Origin of the sequence: Pseudomonas sp. fls2-241-R2A-110, from assembly GCF_030209165.1 — a bacterium.
Lineage (GTDB): Bacteria > Pseudomonadota > Gammaproteobacteria > Pseudomonadales > Pseudomonadaceae > Aquipseudomonas.
Genome location: NZ_JARVSN010000018.1, coordinates 331,650 through 349,511, shown reverse-complemented (window position 1 = coordinate 349,511; position 17,862 = coordinate 331,650). Strand labels below are relative to the sequence as shown.

Genomic DNA, 17,862 nt, shown 5'->3' with positions numbered 1-17,862 from the left:
GGCGCACCATGAAGAAAATCATCCATAACCTCGCGCCCTGGGCGTTGCCGGTGTTGCTGCTGGCGGTGTGGCAGTTGTCAGTGTCGGCGGGCTGGTTGTCGACACGGATTCTGCCGGCACCCATCGCGGTCATCGAAGCCGGCGTGAGCCTGGTGCGCAGCGGTGAAATCTGGACGCACCTGGCAATCAGCGGCTGGCGCGCGGCGCTGGGTTTCACCATCGGTGGCAGCATCGGCCTGGCGCTGGGCTTCATCACCGGCCTGTCGAAATGGGGCGAACGCCTGCTCGACAGTTCGGTGCAGATGATCCGCAACGTGCCGCACCTGGCGTTGATACCGCTGGTGATCCTGTGGTTCGGCATCGACGAGTCAGCGAAGATTTTTCTGGTGGCGCTGGGCACGTTGTTTCCGATTTACCTGAACACCTATCACGGCATCCGCAACGTTGATCCGGCGTTGGTGGAAATGTCGCGCAGTTATGGCTTGTCCGGTTTCAGCCTGTTCCGTCAGGTGATTTTGCCGGGTGCGCTGCCATCGATTCTGGTCGGCGTGCGCTTCGCCCTTGGCTTCATGTGGCTGACGCTGATCGTGGCCGAAACCATCTCCGCCAGCACTGGCATCGGCTACCTGGCGATGAATGCGCGGGAGTTCTTGCAGACCGACGTGGTGGTGCTGGCGATTCTTTTGTACGCGGTGCTCGGCAAACTCGCCGACCTCGCAGCCCGTGGCCTTGAGCGCGTCTGGCTGCGTTGGCATCCGGCTTATCAGGTTGCCAAGGGAGGTGCGGCATGACGGCTCAACAACCTCCACGCCTGCTGCGCGGTATTCCGCTGGTAGTGCGCAAACTGCAGAAGACGTTTGGTTCGCGGCAGGTTTTGCGCGAGATCGATCTGCACATCCCGGCGGGGCAGTTTGTTGCCGTGGTCGGTCGCAGCGGTTGCGGCAAAAGCACCTTGTTGCGCCTGCTCGCCGGTCTGGACAAACCCAGCGGCGGCGAACTGCTGGCCGGTTCCGCACCGCTGAGCGATGCGCGGGAAGACACCCGATTGATGTTCCAGGAAGCACGCCTGCTGCCATGGAAAAAGGTCATCGACAACGTCGGTCTCGGGCTCAAGGGCAACTGGCGGCCGCAAGCGCTGGAAGCGTTGGAGTCGGTCGGTCTGGCGGATCGTGCCAACGAATGGCCGGCGGCCCTGTCCGGTGGCCAGAAGCAACGAGTGGCCCTGGCCCGCGCGCTGATCCATCAACCGCGCTTGTTGTTGCTTGACGAGCCGCTGGGCGCACTGGATGCCCTGACCCGGATTGAAATGCAGCAACTGATCGAACGGCTCTGGCAGAAGCACGGCTTCACTGTGTTGCTGGTGACCCACGACGTCAGTGAAGCGGTGGCGATTGCCGATCGGGTGATCCTGATCGAAGAGGGCGAAGTCGGTCTCGACCTGCACGTTGAGCTCCCGCGCCCTCGCGTGCGCGGCTCTCATCGGTTGGCGGCGCTGGAAACCGAAGTCCTCAATCGCGTGCTGTCGCTACCCGGCCAGCCGCCGGAACCGGAACCTGTTTCACCCTTGCCTACGCAACTGCGCTGGGCGCAATAACTCAAGCCTTATCCAACGACAGGAATCAACATCATGACTATCAAAGCCATCAACGTTCGTAACCAGTTCAAAGGCTCGATCAAGGAAATCGTGCTGGGTGACGTGCTGTCGGAAATCGACGTGCAGACCGCTTCCGGCATCGTCACTTCGGTGATTACCACACGCTCGGTCAAAGAGCTGGAACTGGTGGTCGGCAGCGAAGTGATCGCCTTCGTGAAATCCACCGAGGTGTCGATCGCCAAGTTGTAAGTCAGTCAGTGAGGTCGGCTGCCAGATCGTTCCCACGCTCTGCGTGGTAATGCCTCTTCGGACGCTCCGCGTTCGGTTTTTGGGACGCAGAGCATCCCGGGCTGCATTCCCACGCGGAGCGAGGGAACGATCATTACGAGGAGAAGGTGCGCTTGAGCAGATACGGCGGTAGATACAGCCCTAGATACGCATCGAATACCCGCATCCCTTCTTCCGCCATGCGCGGCGTGATCTGCCCATGCTGCTGCACCGAGCGTGCATAGACCCGATCACCCAACTCCATCGCCAGTGCAAACACGTCAACATCCGTCGGTAGCTTCGGCAATTCAAAGTGGTGGTTGAAGAGTTTGTGCATCAGGTCGCCCAACTCGATGTCGTGCTGACGGTCGGCCTGGGTGACTTCAGTCAGCCCGTGCTGGGCGAGAATGAGTTGGCGGGCGGCGGCGTCCTGATCGTAGATGTCGAGCATGCGCTGTTCCACGAGACGCGACAGGTCGCGCCAGCCTTTGAGCGCGCTGTGATCGATGGGCGCTTGCAGGCAGGCGCGAAACGCGGCGTGGACGTCGGCGGTCAGTGCTTCGAGCAGAGCCGGGACGCTGGCGAAGAAGTGGTAGACGGAGGAGGGCGGGATCTGCGCGCGTTCGGCGACGCTGTAGATCGACAGACTCGCCACGCCTTCGGCTGCCAGCAGCGTGCGGGCGGCATCGAGTATCGAGTCGATCCGGGCCTGACTGCGTGCACGGGGTTTGCGGATGGTGGCGGGGCGCGTCATTGAAGTCCTCCTGCGGGGCAGCGGGCATTGTACGAGCAGGCATCCATGTTGTCTGCCAGGACGCCATCGCTAGCAGGCTAGCTCCCACAGGGACTTCCGGTGTACACGGAATTGATGTTCACTGGAGATCAACTGTGGGAGCTAGCCTGCTAGCGATCCGCTGAAGGCGGCCATAAAAAAACGCCGCTGACTGTAAAGTCGGCGGCGTTGTTTTTTACTGCAACCGTTTACACGGTATGCAGGTACCAGTTGTACTCAAGGTCGGAGATGGAGTGTTCGAACTCCTCCAGCTCACTTTCCTTACAGGCCACGAAGATATCGATGTATTTCGGATCGATGTACTTGGCCATGACTTCGCTGTCGTCCAGCTCACGCAATGCGTCGCGCAGGTTGTTCGGCAGGCTTTGCTCGTTCTGCTCGTAGGAGTTGCCTTCCACGGGCGCGCCCGGCTCGATCTTGTTGGTCAAACCGTGGTGCACGCCTGCCAGGACCGAAGCCATCAGCAGGTACGGGTTGGCATCGGCGCCGGCCACACGGTGCTCGATGCGCACGGCATCGGAGGCTCCGGTTGGAACGCGGATCGCTACAGTACGGTTGTCCAGGCCCCAGCACGGCGAGTTCGGCACGTAGAACTGCGCGCCGAAACGACGGTAGGAGTTGACGTTCGGGCAGAGGAAAGCCATCTGTGCGGGTAGGGTCTCGAGCACACCGCCGATCGCGTGACGCAGTGCGGCGTTCTGCTCGGGATCCTCGCTGGCAAAAATGTTTTTGCCGTCTTTATCAAGAATCGAGATGTGGACATGCAGACCGTTGCCCGCTTGGCCCGGGTAAGGCTTGGCCATGAAGGTGGTGTCCATTTCATGGTCGTAGGCGATGTTTTTGATCAGGCGCTTAAGCAGGACCGCGTAGTCGCAGGCCTTGATCGGGTCAGCCACGTGGTGCAGGTTCACTTCGAACTGCGCCGGGGCACTTTCCTTGACGATGGCGTCGGCCGGGATGCCTTGCTCTTTCGCACCTTCCAGAATGTCCTGGAGGCAGTCGACGTATTCGTCGAGGTCGTCGATCAGGTAGACCTGTGTCGAATGCGGGCGTTTGCCGGACACTGGCGAGCGTGGTGGTTGCGGGCGACCGTTCACGTTCTCCTGGTCGATCAGGTAGAACTCCAGTTCGAACGCAGCGCAGATGGTCAGGCCCATCTCGTCGAACTTGCGCACGACATTGGCCAGCACTTCTCGCGGGTCGGCAAAGAACGGCTGACCTTCGAGTTCGTGCATGGTCATCAACAGTTGCGCGGTAGGGCGCTTCTGCCAAGGCTCGTTGCACAGTGTGTCAGGGATTGGATAGCAGATTCGGTCAGCATCACCGATGTCCAGGCCCAGGCCGGTGCTTTCCACCGTCGAGCCATTGATATCCAGAGCAAATAGAGAGGCCGGCAGGTTGATGCCTTTCTCGTAAACCTTGTGGAGGCTGGTGCGTTCTATGCGCTTGCCGCGCACCACACCATTCATATCCGCAATCAGAAGGTCAACGTACAGAACCTCAGGATGTTCCTTAAGGAACGCGTTCGCTTCGTTAAGCTGAACGGCACGCGGGGGTACCGACATGATGCAACACCTTTGTTGTTAAAAATATCAATCATTGATCTCTTCGGATTCCAGTCAACCCGAACGGCATGCCGAAGTCAAGCGAGGCCTTTTTTGCCCCAAAAAAGCGCTCGTAGAGCTTTTTTGAGGCAGTTTGGGGCGTTTTTATGCTGTTCAGCGCTTTGGCGACCGCAGGCTTGAGCGGGCCGTGTTGTATTTTTTACGGGGGTGTTGTGTAAAAAAATGAACAAGGCTAAGCTCGAATCAAACCCATAACAGCAATAATACCGGGGTGTTTCATGTCTCGCCTGCCGTTAATCGGCGTCGCCATCTGCTCTGGGCAGATCGGTCTGCATGCTTATCACATCAGTGGCGACACTCGCGCCCATGCCGTGGCCTCAGCGGTCCCGGGCTTCCCGGCAATCCTCCCGATGCTGATGGATGTCGCGTCCCCGTCCGATATTCTGGACATGCGCTATGACACCCCCATTACGGTTACTTCATTCAATATAGAACCGATTCACAATAGCAGCTCGGCGATTGCGCAGGGCCCCGCTCGTGATTCTGCACGCCTGGCATTTGTCGCACGGTCCGCAAAAAACACGATAGCTTGTCGTAGACACCCATTTCAACGCGACGCCGATGCGTCAAACATCGCCTGACTTGCAAGAGTCAGGAAACTCAAAGCCTAGAGGCATTTATGAGTCACAACCTCGACCAGCTCACCGATTGGTTGAAAGACCACAAGATCACAGAAGTCGAATGCATGATCGCCGATTTGACCGGGATCACCCGGGGCAAAATTTCGCCGACCAATAAGTTCATCGCCGAAAAAGGCATGCGTCTGCCCGAGAGCGTTCTGTTGCAGACCGTGACCGGCGACTACGTTGAAGACGACATCTATTACGAACTGCTCGACCCGGCCGATATCGACATGATCTGCCGCCCGGATGCGAAAGCCGTGTACCTGGTGCCATGGGCCATCGAGCCGACCGCCCAGGTGATCCACGACACCTATGACAAGCAAGGCAATCCGATCGAGCTGTCGCCGCGCAACGTGCTCAAAAAGGTGCTCAAACTCTATGCCGACAGAGGCTGGCAGCCGATCGTGGCGCCGGAAATGGAGTTCTACCTGACCAAGCGCAGTGACGACCCGGACTACCCGCTGCAACCGCCAATTGGCCGTTCAGGTCGTCCGGAAACCGGTCGTCAATCGTTCTCCATTGAAGCGGCGAACGAATTTGATCCGCTGTTCGAAGACGTCTACGACTGGTGCGAATTGCAGGAGCTGGACCTCGATACGCTGATCCACGAGGACGGCACGGCGCAGATGGAAATCAACTTCCGTCACGGCGACGCCCTGTCCCTGGCTGACCAGATCCTGGTGTTCAAGCGCACGATGCGTGAAGCCGCGCTCAAGCACGACGTTGCCGCCACCTTCATGGCCAAGCCCATGACCGGCGAGCCGGGCAGCGCGATGCACTTGCACCAGAGCATCATCGACATCGAGACCGGCAAGAACGTCTTCTCCAATGAAGACGGGACCATGAGCCAACTGTTCCTGCACCACATCGGTGGCCTGCAGAAACTGATCCCCGAGCTGTTACCGCTGTTTGCACCGAACGTCAATTCGTTCCGCCGCTTCCTGCCGGACACCTCGGCGCCGGTGAACGTGGAATGGGGCGAAGAGAACCGTACCGTGGGCCTGCGGGTTCCGGATGCAGGGCCACAAAACCGTCGGGTGGAAAACCGCCTGCCGGGCGCCGATGCCAACCCGTACCTGGCGATTGCCGCGAGCCTGCTCTGCGGCTACATCGGCATGGTCGAAGGCCTGAACCCGAGTGCGCCGGTGGTAGGTCGTGGCTATGAACGCCGCAACCTGCGCCTGCCACTGACCATCGAAGACGCGCTGGAACGCATGGAAAACAGCGCGACCGTCGAGAAATACCTGGGCAAGAAATTCATCACTGGCTACGTCGCGGTCAAGCGGGCCGAGCATGAAAACTTCAAGCGCGTGATCAGCTCCTGGGAGCGGGAATTCCTGCTCTTCGCCGTCTGATGCGCCGGGCGCCGTGCTGTCGACGGCGCTTTCACCTGATTTTTTTTAGGAGATTCGTATGACCAGCAACAATCCACAAACCCGTGAATGGCAGGCCCTGAGCAACGATCACCACCTGGCCCCGTTCAGCGACTTCAAACAGTTGAAAGAGAAAGGCCCGCGCATCATCACAAATGCCAAAGGGGTTTACCTCTGGGACAGCGAAGGCAACAAGATCCTCGACGGCATGGCAGGCCTGTGGTGTGTCGCCATCGGCTACGGTCGCGATGAGCTGGCGGACGCTGCCAGCAAACAGATGCGCGAACTGCCTTACTACAACCTGTTCTTCCAGACCGCTCACCCGCCGGTGCTGGAACTGGCCAAGGCCATCGCCGACATCGCGCCAGAAGGCATGAACCACGTGTTCTTCACCGGTTCCGGCTCCGAAGGTAACGACACCATGCTGCGTATGGTTCGTCACTACTGGGCGATCAAGGGTCAGCCGAAGAAGAAAGTCATCATCAGCCGCAAGAACGGTTATCACGGTTCCACCGTGGCCGGCGCGAGCCTGGGTGGCATGACCTACATGCACGAACAAGGCGACTTGCCGATCCCGGGCATCGTCCATATCGCCCAGCCTTACTGGTTCGCTGAAGGCGGCGACATGACACCGGAAGAGTTCGGTGTGTGGGCGGCCAATCAGCTGGAAGAGAAAATTCTCGAGATCGGCGTCGACAACGTCGGTGCCTTTATTGCCGAGCCGATCCAGGGCGCTGGCGGCGTGATCATTCCGCCAGAGACCTACTGGCCGCGCATCAAGGAAATCCTCGCCAAGTACGACATTCTGTTCGTGGCTGACGAAGTGATCTGTGGTTTCGGCCGCACCGGTGAGTGGTTCGGTACCGATTTCTACGACCTCAAACCCGACATGATGACCATCGCCAAAGGCCTGACTTCCGGCTACATCCCGATGGGTGGCCTGATCGTGCGTGACGAAGTGGTCGCGGTGCTCAATGAAGGCGGGGATTTCAACCACGGTTTCACTTATTCCGGTCACCCGGTGGCCGCTGCGGTGGCGCTGGAAAACATCCGCATTCTGCGCGAAGAAAAAATTATCGAGCGCGTTCATGCTGAAACGGCACCCTATTTGCAAAAGCGTCTACGGGAACTGAACGATCATCCGTTGGTGGGGGAAGTGCGTGGGGTGGGCCTGTTGGGGGCCATCGAACTGGTTCAGGACAAAGCCACACGCAAGCGTTACGAAGGCAAGGGCGTCGGCATGATTTGCCGTCAGTTCTGCTTCGACAACGGCCTGATCATGCGCGCCGTGGGCGACACCATGATCATTGCTCCGCCGCTGGTGATTACACCGGCAGAAATCGATGAGTTGGTGACCAAGGCACGCAAGTGTCTGGACCTGACCCTGAGTGCGTTGCAGGGCTAAGTGCTAGGCTCTGAGCGCAACTCATGAAACTTTCGCTCGGAGCAGTCTTGAAGGGCGGGCTTTCCTTGAAAGACCGCCTCGGATCTTGCCAGACTAGTCGCGGTTCCAGTTGTCCGGGTTCGGCCGCTGAACAAAGTGGTTCAAAAAAGAAAAATTTGGAGCATTACGAATGAAGGCATTAGGAAAAAAGTTTGCTGGCAAGACTCTCCTCGCCATGTCCCTGATGGGCATGATGGCGGGCGCGGTGCAGGCGGACGACAAGGTCCTGCACGTCTATAACTGGTCCGACTATATTGCACCGGACACCATCGCGAACTTTGAGAAAGAGTCCGGGATCAAGGTGGTGTACGACGTTTTTGACAGCAACGAGACTCTGGAAGCCAAGTTGCTGGCAGGCAAGTCCGGTTACGACATCGTCGTACCGTCGAACAACTTCCTGGCCAAGCAGATCAAGGCCGGTGTTTACCAGAAGTTGGACAAGTCCAAACTGCCTAACTGGAAGAACCTGAACCCTGACCTGCTCAAAGCAGTATCGGTGAGCGACCCGGGCAACGAACACGCCTTCCCTTACATGTGGGGTTCGATTGGTATCGGCTTCAACGCCGAGAAGGTCAAGGCTGCATTGGGTGCCGATGCCCCAACCAACTCGTGGGACCTGATCTTCAAGCCTGAAAACGCCGCCAAACTGAAGTCTTGCGGTATCAGTCTGCTGGATTCGCCAACCGAGATGATTCCGGCGGCGCTGCACTACCTGGGCCTGCCAACCGACAGCCAGAAGAAAGAAGACATCGACAAGGCTGAAGCGCTGCTGCTCAAAGTCCGTCCTTCGATCGCTTACTTCCACTCGTCCAAGTACATCTCCGACCTGGCCAACGGCAACATCTGCGTCGCAGTCGGTTATTCGGGTGACGTCTATCAGGCCAAGTCCCGTGCTGCTGAAGCCGGTGACAAGGTGAAAGTCAGCTACAACATTCCGAAAGAAGGTGCAGGCAGCTTCTACGACATGGTCGCCATCCCTAAAGATGCCGAAAACGTCGAAGGCGCCTACAAGTTCATGACCTACCTGCAGAAGCCGGAAGTCATGGCTGCAATCACCAACGCCGTGCGCTTCCCGAACGGTAACGCCGCCGCCACCGCACTGGTCAATAAAGACATCACCAGCGACCCGGGCATCTACCCGTCGGCGGACGTGCAGGCCAAGCTGTACGCGATTGCCGACTTGCCGGCCGCGACCCAGCGGATCCTGACGCGCAGCTGGACCAAGATCAAATCGGGTAAATAAGCCGGTTTGAGGCAATAACCTGCTGTCGTCGCCTGCGCGGTGACGGCAGCAGGTGTAATTAAATGACAGAAAGTTTTGCTGGAACGGTTTTTCGAGGGTAAGTTGCGCGCCGGTTTTGTTGCTGGGCAGCCATGACTGTCATGTAACGCGGGGCAACTTGGGCCCAACTAATTTTAGAGGACCTCCACTTGCCTATTTTTTCTTTGTTGCGCAATGCCGTGCTGGTCGGCGCCGGACTGACACTGGCTGTCAGCGTCCAGGCCGCGAGTACCGTGCATATTTATAATTGGTCGGACTACATTGGCTCGACGACCCTGGCTGACTTTCAGAAAGAATCCGGCATCAAACCGGTTTATGACGTTTTCGACTCTAACGAAACCCTGGAAGGCAAGTTGCTGGCCGGGCGCACCGGTTACGACGTGGTCGTGCCGTCCAATCACTTCCTGGGCAAGCAGATCAAGGCCGGCGCTTTCCAGAAGCTCGACAAGTCGAAGCTGAGCAACTATGCCAACCTCGACCCGGTACTGCTCAAGCGCCTGGAGCAAAACGATCCGGGTAACCAGTACGCCGTGCCGTACCTGTGGGGCACCAACGGCATCGGTTACAACGTCGACAAGATCAAGGCTGTGCTGGGCGTCGACAAGATCGATTCCTGGAGTGCGGTGTTCGAACCGGAAAACATCAAGAAGCTGCAAAGCTGCGGCGTGGCGTTCCTCGACTCCGCCGATGAAATGATGCCCACAGTCCTCAACTACATGGGCCTCAACGCCAACAGCACCAACCCCGAAGACTACAAGAAGGCCGAAGCCAAGTTGCTGGCGGTGCGGCCTTATGTGACTTACTTCCATTCGTCCAAGTACATCGCGGACCTGGCCAACGGCGATATCTGCATCGCGATCGGCTTCTCCGGTGACATGTTTCAGGCCAAGGCCCGGGCGACTGAAGCCGGTAAAGGCATGAATATCGCCTACTCCATTCCCAAAGAGGGCGGCGCGCTCTGGTTCGACATGCTGGCGATCCCCAAGGATGCGGCCAACGTCAAGGAAGCCCACGCCTTCATCAACTATTTGCTGAAACCCGAGGTGATCGCACAGGTCAGTGATTCTGTTGGCTATGCGAACCCCAACCCCGGCTCGGACAAATTGATGGAACAGTCCATCCGCACTGACGAGTCGGTTTATCCACCGCAAGCAATCCTCGACAAGACCTACGTGTCGGTCGAGTTACCACCAAACATTCAACGTTTGATGACCCGCAGCTGGACCAAGGTCAAGTCGGGTAAATAGCTGCAAGGCTCAAATTATCCAAGGTTGGCTCACCTTGAGCGAACTGCACTCTTTTTTTCTGGGAGTTTCGTAAATGGCAGTTGCCTCCGGCGCCTATAAGAAAGCCCTCGAGGGCGACCAGACACCTAAACAGGTGTTGGTCAAAATCGACCGGGTCACGAAGAAGTTCGACGAGACGATTGCCGTGGACGATGTGTCCCTGGAAATCAAGAAAGGCGAGATTTTCGCCCTGCTCGGCGGTTCGGGATCGGGCAAATCCACGTTGCTGCGCATGCTCGCAGGCTTCGAACGGCCCACGGAGGGGCGAATTTTCCTCGATGGCGTAGACATCACTGACATGCCGCCCTACGAGCGGCCGATCAACATGATGTTCCAGTCCTACGCCTTGTTCCCGCACATGACCGTGGCGCAGAACATTGCCTTCGGCCTCAAGCAGGACAAAATCCCCTCCGCTGAAGTCGATGCCCGTGTCGCGGACATGCTCAAGCTGGTTCAGATGACGCAATATGCCAAGCGCAAGCCGCACCAGCTGTCCGGCGGCCAGCGCCAGCGTGTCGCCCTGGCGCGTTCCCTGGCCAAGCGTCCAAAGCTGTTGCTGCTCGATGAACCGATGGGTGCACTGGACAAGAAGTTGCGTTCGCAAATGCAGCTCGAACTGGTCGAGATCATCGAGCGCGTCGGCGTAACCTGCGTCATGGTGACCCACGATCAGGAAGAGGCCATGACCATGGCCGAGCGCATTGCGATCATGCACCTGGGCTGGATCGCCCAGATCGGCAGCCCGATCGACATCTACGAAACCCCGACCAGCCGCCTGGTCTGCGAATTCATCGGCAACGTCAACATCTTCGACGGTGAAGTGATCGACGACGCCGAAGGCCACGCAACCATCACCTGCAAAGACCTGGATCGCCAGATCTACGTGGGCCACGGCATCAGCACCTCGGTGCAGGACAAATCCGTGACTTATGCAATCCGTCCGGAAAAACTGCTGGTGACGCCGACCATGCCGACCTGCGAATACAACTGGTCCAGCGGCAAGGTGCACGACATCGCCTACCTCGGAGGCCACTCGGTGTTCTACGTCGAACTGCCGAGCGGCAAGATCGTCCAGTCTTTCGTCGCCAACGCCGAGCGCCGCGGCCAGCGTCCAACCTGGGGTGACCAGGTGTACGTGTATTGGGAAGATGATAGCGGCGTGGTGCTTCGCTCATGAACATGCGCAAATTGAAACGCCGTCTCAATCGAATAATTCCCGGTGGCCGTCAGATGGTCATCGGGGTTCCATTCCTCTGGCTGTTCATGTTCTTCATGTTGCCGTTCTTCATTGTCTTGAAGATCAGCTTCGCCGAAGCCGACGTGGCCATTCCGCCGTACACCGAAATCTACAGCTATGCCGAACAGAAGCTGCAGTTGCTGCTCAACCTGAGCAACTACGCGATGCTGGCCGGCGACGAGTTGTACATCGCCGCTTACCTGGGCTCGTTGAAGATGGCGCTGATCAGCACCGTCCTCTGTTTGCTGATCGGCTACCCGATGGCCTACGCCATCGCCAGTGCCCGTAAAGAGCTGCAAACGGTGCTTGTGCTGCTGATCATGATGCCGACCTGGACCGCGATCCTGATCCGCGTCTATGCGTGGATGGGCATCCTCAGCAACAACGGTCTGCTCAATGGTTTCCTGATGACCATGGGCTGGATCAACGAACCGCTGCAGATCCTCAACACCAACCTTGCGGTGTACATCGGCGTCGTTTATTCGTACCTGCCATTCATGATCCTGCCGCTTTACGCCAACCTGGTGAAACACGATGCCAGCTTGCTGGAAGCCGCGTCAGACCTGGGTTCGAGCACGTTCAACAGCTTCTGGAAAATCACCATTCCGCTGTCCAAGAACGGCATCGTCGCCGGTTGCATGCTGGTGTTCATTCCGGTGGTGGGCGAGTTCGTGATCCCGGAACTGCTGGGCGGTCCGGAAACCCTGATGATCGGTAAAGTGCTCTGGCAAGAGTTCTTCAACAACCGTGACTGGCCGGTGGCGTCTGCCCTGGCGGTGGTGATGCTGGCGATCCTGATTGTGCCGATCATCCTGTTCAACCGTAGTCAGGCCAAAGAAATGGAGGGCAAAGAATGAAGCGCTTCAGATTCTCAAGCTTGATGCTGGTGTTGGGTCTGCTGTTCATCTACGCACCGATGCTGATCCTGGTGATCTACTCGTTCAACGCCTCCAAACTGGTAACGGTATGGGGCGGCTGGTCGATCAAGTGGTACGTCGGCTTGATGGACAATACTCAACTGATGGGCTCGGTGGTGCGCTCGCTGGAAATCGCCTGCTACACGGCGGTAGCAGCGGTGGTGCTGGGTACCTTGGCGGCGTTCGTCCTGACGCGAATTACTCGCTTCAAGGGTCGCACGCTGTTCGGTGGACTGGTGACTGCTCCATTGGTGATGCCCGAAGTGATCACCGGTCTGTCGCTGTTGCTGTTGTTTGTGGCCATGGCGCAGATGATCGGCTGGCCACAGGAACGCGGCATCGTCACCATCTGGATCGCCCACACCACGTTCTGTGCGGCGTATGTGGCGGTGGTGGTATCGGCGCGCTTGCGTGAGCTGGACCTGTCCATCGAAGAAGCGGCCATGGACCTCGGTGCGCGGCCATGGAAGGTGTTCTTCCTGATCACCATCCCGATGATCGCGCCATCGCTGGGCGCCGGCGGCATGATGTCTTTCGCCCTGTCGCTGGATGACCTGGTGTTGGCCAGCTTCGTGTCGGGCCCGGGCTCGACGACCTTGCCGATGGAAGTGTTCTCGGCGGTGCGCCTGGGCGTGAAACCTGAGATCAACGCCGTGGCCAGCCTGATTCTGTTGGCGGTTTCGCTGATGACATTCATGGTCTGGTTCTTCAGCCGCCGCGCCGAAGAAAGTCGCAAGCGTGCAATCCAGCAAGCGATTGAAGAAGGCGCTGCCGACTCCTGGAAACAACCGGACGTGCGTCGCGCCCCGGCGCCGGAAGCGGCATAAAGGTTGGCCACAATTACGTGGCCAACCCGATCCAATGTGGGAGCGAGCCTGCTCGCGATAGCGGTCTATCAGTCAACATCTTTGTCGACTGACATGGCCTCATCGCGAGCAAGCTCGCTCCCACATTTGTTTTAGGAAACCCAAGGGGATTTGCGGATGATCTCGACGAAGTTCATCGGCTTGAACCCCGGCTCGCTGTCCACCAGCACGTCGGCATTCACGGTGCCGAACGTGGTGTCCGGTTTGTGCTTGAAGCCATTGGCGAACGCACACAGGATGCATTCCTTGAAACCCTCTCCCCGTGGATGCGCATGCACCACTGCCTCACGCTGTGCAGTCGGGAACGCCGCGTAATCGATACCCAGCACGTCCATCTCGACGCCGGCAGTCACCAGCGCAACGTTAGGCCGCAAGTGTTGCGGCACGCCCGGTGTCGTGTGCAGCGCGATTGACAGCCACACCTGCTCGATATCGTCGTCGGACAAACCATACGGTTTGAGAAATGCCTTGGCGGCGTTGGCACTGTCGACTTCGAAGCGCTCATCGTCAGTGCGATGGCCTTCCACCAGGCCCAGGTCATGGAACATCGCGCCGACGTACAACAACTCTGGATCGTAGGCCAGTTGCTTGCGTTCACCGCTCAAGGCGCCAAACAGAAACACCCGGCGTGAATGGTGGTAAAGCAGGTCAGGCTCTGCGTCGCGAATGTATTCAGTGGTGGCCCTGGCTAATGCGCTGTCGGGGATATGGATACCGGCGATGGTGCTGCTCATGGGTACTTTCCTCGTGGGGAACGCCGTGGCGGCGCTGATGGAACAAGTCTGTTCCGGCCCCCCAGGCCGGACAATCGATCCATGGCTGCGATCCCGGCCAATGAGCATGCATATCGCGCCAACCTCGCTTGTTGCGCGCGGATTGGCTAGGGTTGGAAAGTAATTGCGGTCCCTGTGGGAGCGAGCTTGCTCGCGAAAGCGCTGTATCAGTCGACATCTCTTTCGACTGACACGGCCTCTTCGCGAGCAAGCTCGCTCCCACAGGTTTTGTGTTTGCCGTCATTGCGGCATCCACCCTTGAGGGCGTTTCCTGCCATGAGTAAAACCGTTGCCATCGTGGTGTTCGCGGGTGTCCAGTCGCTGGACGTCACCGGGCCCATGGATGTGTTTAGCGAGGCCAATCGCTTCCTTGAGCCACAAGACCATTACCGGTTGGAGGTGATCGGTGTCGAGCACGGGGTGATGCCGTGCTCCAACGGCTTATCACTCAATGCCCATCGGCATTTCAGCGAAGCGCTGGAGGCTTATGACTTGCTGCTGGTGGCCGGCGGCCCGCAGTTACCCTTCATGGATTTCGGCGTGGCGTTCGATGCCTGGTTGCGCGATGCGTGTGGGTCGGCGCGGCGCTTTGGTTCGATCTGCAATGGCGCATTCATGCTCGCCCGCGCCGGGTTGCTTGAGGGGCGAACCGTCACCACGCATTGGAACGATGCCCCAGCGTTGGCCGCGTCATGCCCGTCGACGCAGGTAGACGCTGATCGGCTGTACGTGCAGGACGGCGAGCTCTACACCTCGGCGGGGGTCACGGCCGGGATCGATTTGTCGTTGTACCTGCTGGCTCAAGACTACGGGCCGGAAGTGGCCTTGAGCGTGGCCAAGCGCCTGGTGGTGTTTACCCAGCGTTCGGGCGGGCAATCGCAGTTCAGCCCGTTTCTCACCCCGCACGCCGAACCGACCTCGGCGGTGGCGCTGGTTCAGCTTTACGTGCTGGCCAACCTCACTGGCGACCTGACCATCGCCGATCTGGCGAACGCAGCCAACATGAGCGCCCGCAACTTTTCCAGGGTGTTCGCCAAGGAAGCGAAAGTCACCCCGGCGGAATTCGTCGAGCAGGCGAGGGTGGATGCCGCGCGGGTGCTGCTTGAGAGCACCCGCTCACCGCTGAAAACCGTGGCGTACCAGTGCGGATTTCGCGACGCCCAGCACATGCGCAGCGTGTTCAATCGCAGGCTTGGTGTGACGCCGCAGCAGTTCAGGCAGAATTTTGCGGCGATGGTTTAGCGCAATTTTGTGTCGCCTGTCAGGGCCCCATCGCGAGCAGGCTCGCTCCCACATTGGAATGCATTTCAATTGTGGGAGCGAGCCTGCTCGCGATGGGGCCAGCCCAGCCAACAAAAATCTAAGGTGCTGCCCGCGCCGGCAAAAACTTCAACGTACTGCGCGTATTGGCCGTCACCTCTTCTTCATTGAAATGCGCCTGGTAGTAAATCCCTTCGACATACGCCTCGGACTGATCCTCATAGTGGCTGTCGAACGGCACGCCGCTCTGGCCGACCGGGTTGATGGTCAGGCTGTGGGCCGGATCGGAAAAATCGACCAGGCGCCGAGTTGATGGTCCGTAAGTCACCGGCCATGGTGCCGGGCCGATCTTGGCGGAGAGGTTGTTTGGCACTTCGTGGGTGCCGGGCGCCGCGAACGGGCCGACGTTGAAAATCCGGTCCAGCGGCTTTTGCGTCCCCAGCGGATGGCCATGCGTCAGGGTGTGGGCCTTGCCCCATTGCCATTGGGTGAAGTCAGGTCCCAGGACGGTCTTGAGATGGGCGATGCTCGCCTGCCACGCGACCTTGACCGTGTCGGCGCGGGTTTCCTTGCCGAGGGTGTTGCGGTTGTCCCACCAGGGCGAATCGGGGTTGGCCGCCAGTCGCGGCAACGCGGCATCTATCACTCGGGTCGAAAGCAGGGTTTCGAAAAAATCGTTGCCCAGTTCATCGTGCATCGTTGCGTCGGCCAGATTGAACAGGAACTGGTTGAACAACGTGGCGCTGGTCGACTCAAGCGGGTAATCGCCTCGCCATTGGGCCAGTTGCTCGACCAGTTTGAGTTCGGCCGGATCGCTCACCACTTCACGCAGTACCGGCAACAACGGCGCCAGCAGGCGAGGGCCATAGGCGGTGGTGGTGCCCAGTTGCAGTTTCTGGTTGGCGTCGTTGTCCCACTTCACGCTCTTGTCGCCGAGCTGGCGATTAAGTTGCTGGCCGCGATCGGCGAGGTTGTAGTAACCGGGAATCTCCATGCCGGTTGGTGACACAGGCTGGAAGTTGGCCGAAACGATATAGCCACGCGCCGGGTTTTCTTCCTGGGGGTTGGCGCTGAACGGGTAGAAACCTTCCTTGTCCGCCTGATTGGTGCTGCCATCGAGGATGAAACCGGGCTTCACTCCAGCCGCACGCTTGGGCAGCAGCGCCGAGGCCCACCAGCCAATATCGCCCTTGGCGTTGGCATAGACGATGTTCAACCCCGGCGCCTGAACCTTGGCCGCTGCGGCGCGCGCCTTGGCCAGGGTGTCGGCGCGGTTGAGCTGGTAGAAGCCATCGAGGATCGGGTTGGGTGTTTCAAGGAACGCCCACCACATGGCGATCGGTGTCTTGCCGGCGGCAGTGCCGAGTACATCATTGATGATCGGGCCGTGGGGTGACTGGCGCAGCGTCAGCGTGACCGGCGCCTGACCTTTCACTGCGATCTGTTGCTCGGTGTTGACCATGTCCACCCAATTGCCGCGATACCAGACCTGGTTCGGGTTGTCCGGGTTGATCTTCTCGGCAATCAGGTCGAGGTCATCGTTCTGGAACATGGTCAGGCTCCAGCCGAAATCCAGGTTGTGGCCGAGAAAGGCGAACGGCACCAGCGCCTGGTGATGTCCGTATAGCTCAAAGCCCGGTGCCGACAATTGCGCTTCGTACCACACCGACGGCACCGAGAAGCGAATGTGCGGATCACCGGCCAGCAGCGGCTTGCCGCTTTTGCTGCGGTTACCGGAAATCACCCAGGCGTTGCTGCCCTCGAATTGCGGCAAGCCGTTTTCGGCCAGGGCCTGTTCACTCAGGCGGGCGAGGGCGTTCAGGTCTTTCCAGTCACCGGCGGCAAGCGCGGGGGCGGTAGTTGGACGGGTCTTGGCCAGCACTCCTTTGGGCTGCCAGTCGAGGTCAAAAATGTTCAGGTACTCGGCGCCCAGTTGATCGCGCACGTAGGTCAATAACGGTTCGGTGCGAAACGCTGCGGCAAAGCTGTAAGCCATGTAGCCGGCAACACTGATGCTGTCTTGCGCCGTGAAAGGACGCTTGTGGATGCCCAGCACATCGAACTCGATGGGCGCTGCGTGAGTGTCCTGATATTGATTGATGCCATCCAGATAGGCTTCCAGCGCCTTCCACGCCGGTGACTGATGATCCAGGGCGGCCACGTAGCTTTCGGCGCGTTCACGAATGCGCAGGCTGCGGAACAGTTTGTCGGTGTCCAGCAGTTTCGGGCCGAGCACTTCGGCCAGTTCGCCCCGGGCGAGGCGGCGCATGGCTTCCATCTGGAACAGCCGGTCCTGGGCCTGCACATAGCCGAGTGTGCGGTAAAGATCGGTTTCGTTTTCGGCGCGGATGTGCGGCACGCCGCGCTCGTCGTAGCGCACCGTTACCGAACCTTGCAGGCGCTGAAGTTCCACTTGGCCCTGGCGCGTCGGCTGCTTGATGTACACGTACCCGCCAACCCCGATGACGAGCGTGACGATCAGCAATACAAGTACGGTCAGGACGCGTTTCATGGAGACTCCT

16 protein-coding genes are annotated in these 17,862 nt (G+C 59.0%); 12 read left to right on the top strand and 4 right to left on the bottom strand.

Translation table 11 applies throughout. The annotated features are described in order from the left end of the window. Positions 1-8: 8 nt before the first annotated feature. From ssuC to QRN31_RS15655, 3 genes are read left to right on the top strand one after another with little or no spacing between them, the layout of a single operon-like run. A complete protein-coding gene (ssuC, locus tag QRN31_RS15665; protein ID WP_285432964.1) occupies positions 9-791 on the top strand; it encodes an aliphatic sulfonate ABC transporter permease SsuC in 783 nt (260 codons plus the stop codon). Next, a complete protein-coding gene (ssuB, locus tag QRN31_RS15660; RefSeq protein ID WP_285432962.1) occupies positions 788-1,594 on the top strand; it encodes an aliphatic sulfonates ABC transporter ATP-binding protein in 807 nt (268 codons plus the stop codon). Before ssuC ends, ssuB begins: the two co-directional genes overlap by 4 nt. A 33-nt stretch (positions 1,595-1,627) precedes the next feature. Next, a complete protein-coding gene (locus QRN31_RS15655; protein ID WP_003229256.1) occupies positions 1,628-1,843 on the top strand; it encodes a TOBE domain-containing protein in 216 nt (71 codons plus the stop codon). A 133-nt stretch (positions 1,844-1,976) separates the two neighbouring features. Here QRN31_RS15655 and QRN31_RS15650 read toward each other — a convergent pair whose 3' ends face one another. Beyond that, entirely contained in the window at positions 1,977-2,615 is a 639-nt protein-coding gene (locus QRN31_RS15650; protein ID WP_285432960.1) for a TetR/AcrR family transcriptional regulator, read from the bottom strand. 227 nt (positions 2,616-2,842) lie between these two features. Continuing rightward, entirely contained in the window at positions 2,843-4,219 is a 1,377-nt protein-coding gene (locus QRN31_RS15645) for a glutamine synthetase family protein (RefSeq protein WP_259153858.1), read from the bottom strand. A 278-nt stretch (positions 4,220-4,497) separates the two neighbouring features. Between QRN31_RS15645 and QRN31_RS15640 the strand changes: the two genes are divergently transcribed. From QRN31_RS15640 to QRN31_RS15605, 8 genes are all read left to right on the top strand, one after another. Next, positions 4,498-4,860: a glutamine amidotransferase gene (locus tag QRN31_RS15640; RefSeq protein WP_285432958.1), complete on the top strand. Its 363-nt coding sequence runs from the start codon at positions 4,498-4,500 to the stop codon at positions 4,858-4,860. Between the two features lie 38 nt (positions 4,861-4,898). Beyond that, a complete protein-coding gene (locus tag QRN31_RS15635) occupies positions 4,899-6,257 on the top strand; it encodes a glutamine synthetase family protein (protein WP_285432957.1) in 1,359 nt (452 codons plus the stop codon). Positions 6,258-6,315: 58 nt separating this feature from the next. Continuing rightward, entirely contained in the window at positions 6,316-7,680 is a 1,365-nt protein-coding gene (locus tag QRN31_RS15630; RefSeq protein ID WP_285432956.1) for an aspartate aminotransferase family protein, read from the top strand. A 169-nt stretch (positions 7,681-7,849) separates the two neighbouring features. Then, on the top strand, positions 7,850-8,962 hold the full coding sequence (locus QRN31_RS15625) for a polyamine ABC transporter substrate-binding protein (RefSeq protein WP_285432955.1): 1,113 nt from the start codon (positions 7,850-7,852) through the stop codon (positions 8,960-8,962). Between the two features lie 188 nt (positions 8,963-9,150). After that, on the top strand, positions 9,151-10,248 hold the full coding sequence (locus tag QRN31_RS15620; protein ID WP_285432954.1) for a polyamine ABC transporter substrate-binding protein: 1,098 nt from the start codon (positions 9,151-9,153) through the stop codon (positions 10,246-10,248). A 73-nt stretch (positions 10,249-10,321) separates the two neighbouring features. Then, on the top strand, positions 10,322-11,464 hold the full coding sequence (locus tag QRN31_RS15615; protein WP_285432953.1) for an ABC transporter ATP-binding protein: 1,143 nt from the start codon (positions 10,322-10,324) through the stop codon (positions 11,462-11,464). A gap of 35 nt (positions 11,465-11,499) precedes the next feature. Further along, the gene (locus QRN31_RS15610; RefSeq protein WP_285433002.1) at positions 11,500-12,381 is read left to right on the top strand and encodes an ABC transporter permease subunit; all 882 of its coding nucleotides are present in this window, start codon (positions 11,500-11,502) and stop codon (positions 12,379-12,381) included. Next, positions 12,378-13,268 carry an ABC transporter permease subunit gene (locus QRN31_RS15605; protein ID WP_285432952.1) on the top strand — a complete coding sequence of 297 codons (891 nt, stop codon included), beginning with the start codon at positions 12,378-12,380 and terminating at the stop codon, positions 13,266-13,268. Before QRN31_RS15610 ends, QRN31_RS15605 begins: the two co-directional genes overlap by 4 nt. Before the next feature lie 131 nt (positions 13,269-13,399). Here the strand turns inward: QRN31_RS15605 and QRN31_RS15600 are convergent, their stop codons facing one another. After that, positions 13,400-14,041 (bottom strand): HD domain-containing protein, encoded by a 642-nt coding sequence (locus tag QRN31_RS15600; RefSeq protein WP_285432950.1) that lies wholly within the window; start codon positions 14,039-14,041, stop codon positions 13,400-13,402. A gap of 315 nt (positions 14,042-14,356) precedes the next feature. Here QRN31_RS15600 and QRN31_RS15595 point away from each other — a divergent pair, with 315 nt between their 5' ends. Next, entirely contained in the window at positions 14,357-15,322 is a 966-nt protein-coding gene (locus QRN31_RS15595; protein ID WP_285432948.1) for a GlxA family transcriptional regulator, read from the top strand. A gap of 118 nt (positions 15,323-15,440) precedes the next feature. Here QRN31_RS15595 and QRN31_RS15590 read toward each other — a convergent pair whose 3' ends face one another. Continuing rightward, complete coding sequence (locus QRN31_RS15590; protein ID WP_285432946.1) at positions 15,441-17,852, bottom strand: penicillin acylase family protein; 2,412 nt, start codon at positions 17,850-17,852, stop codon at positions 15,441-15,443. Positions 17,853-17,862: the final 10 nt, after the last annotated feature.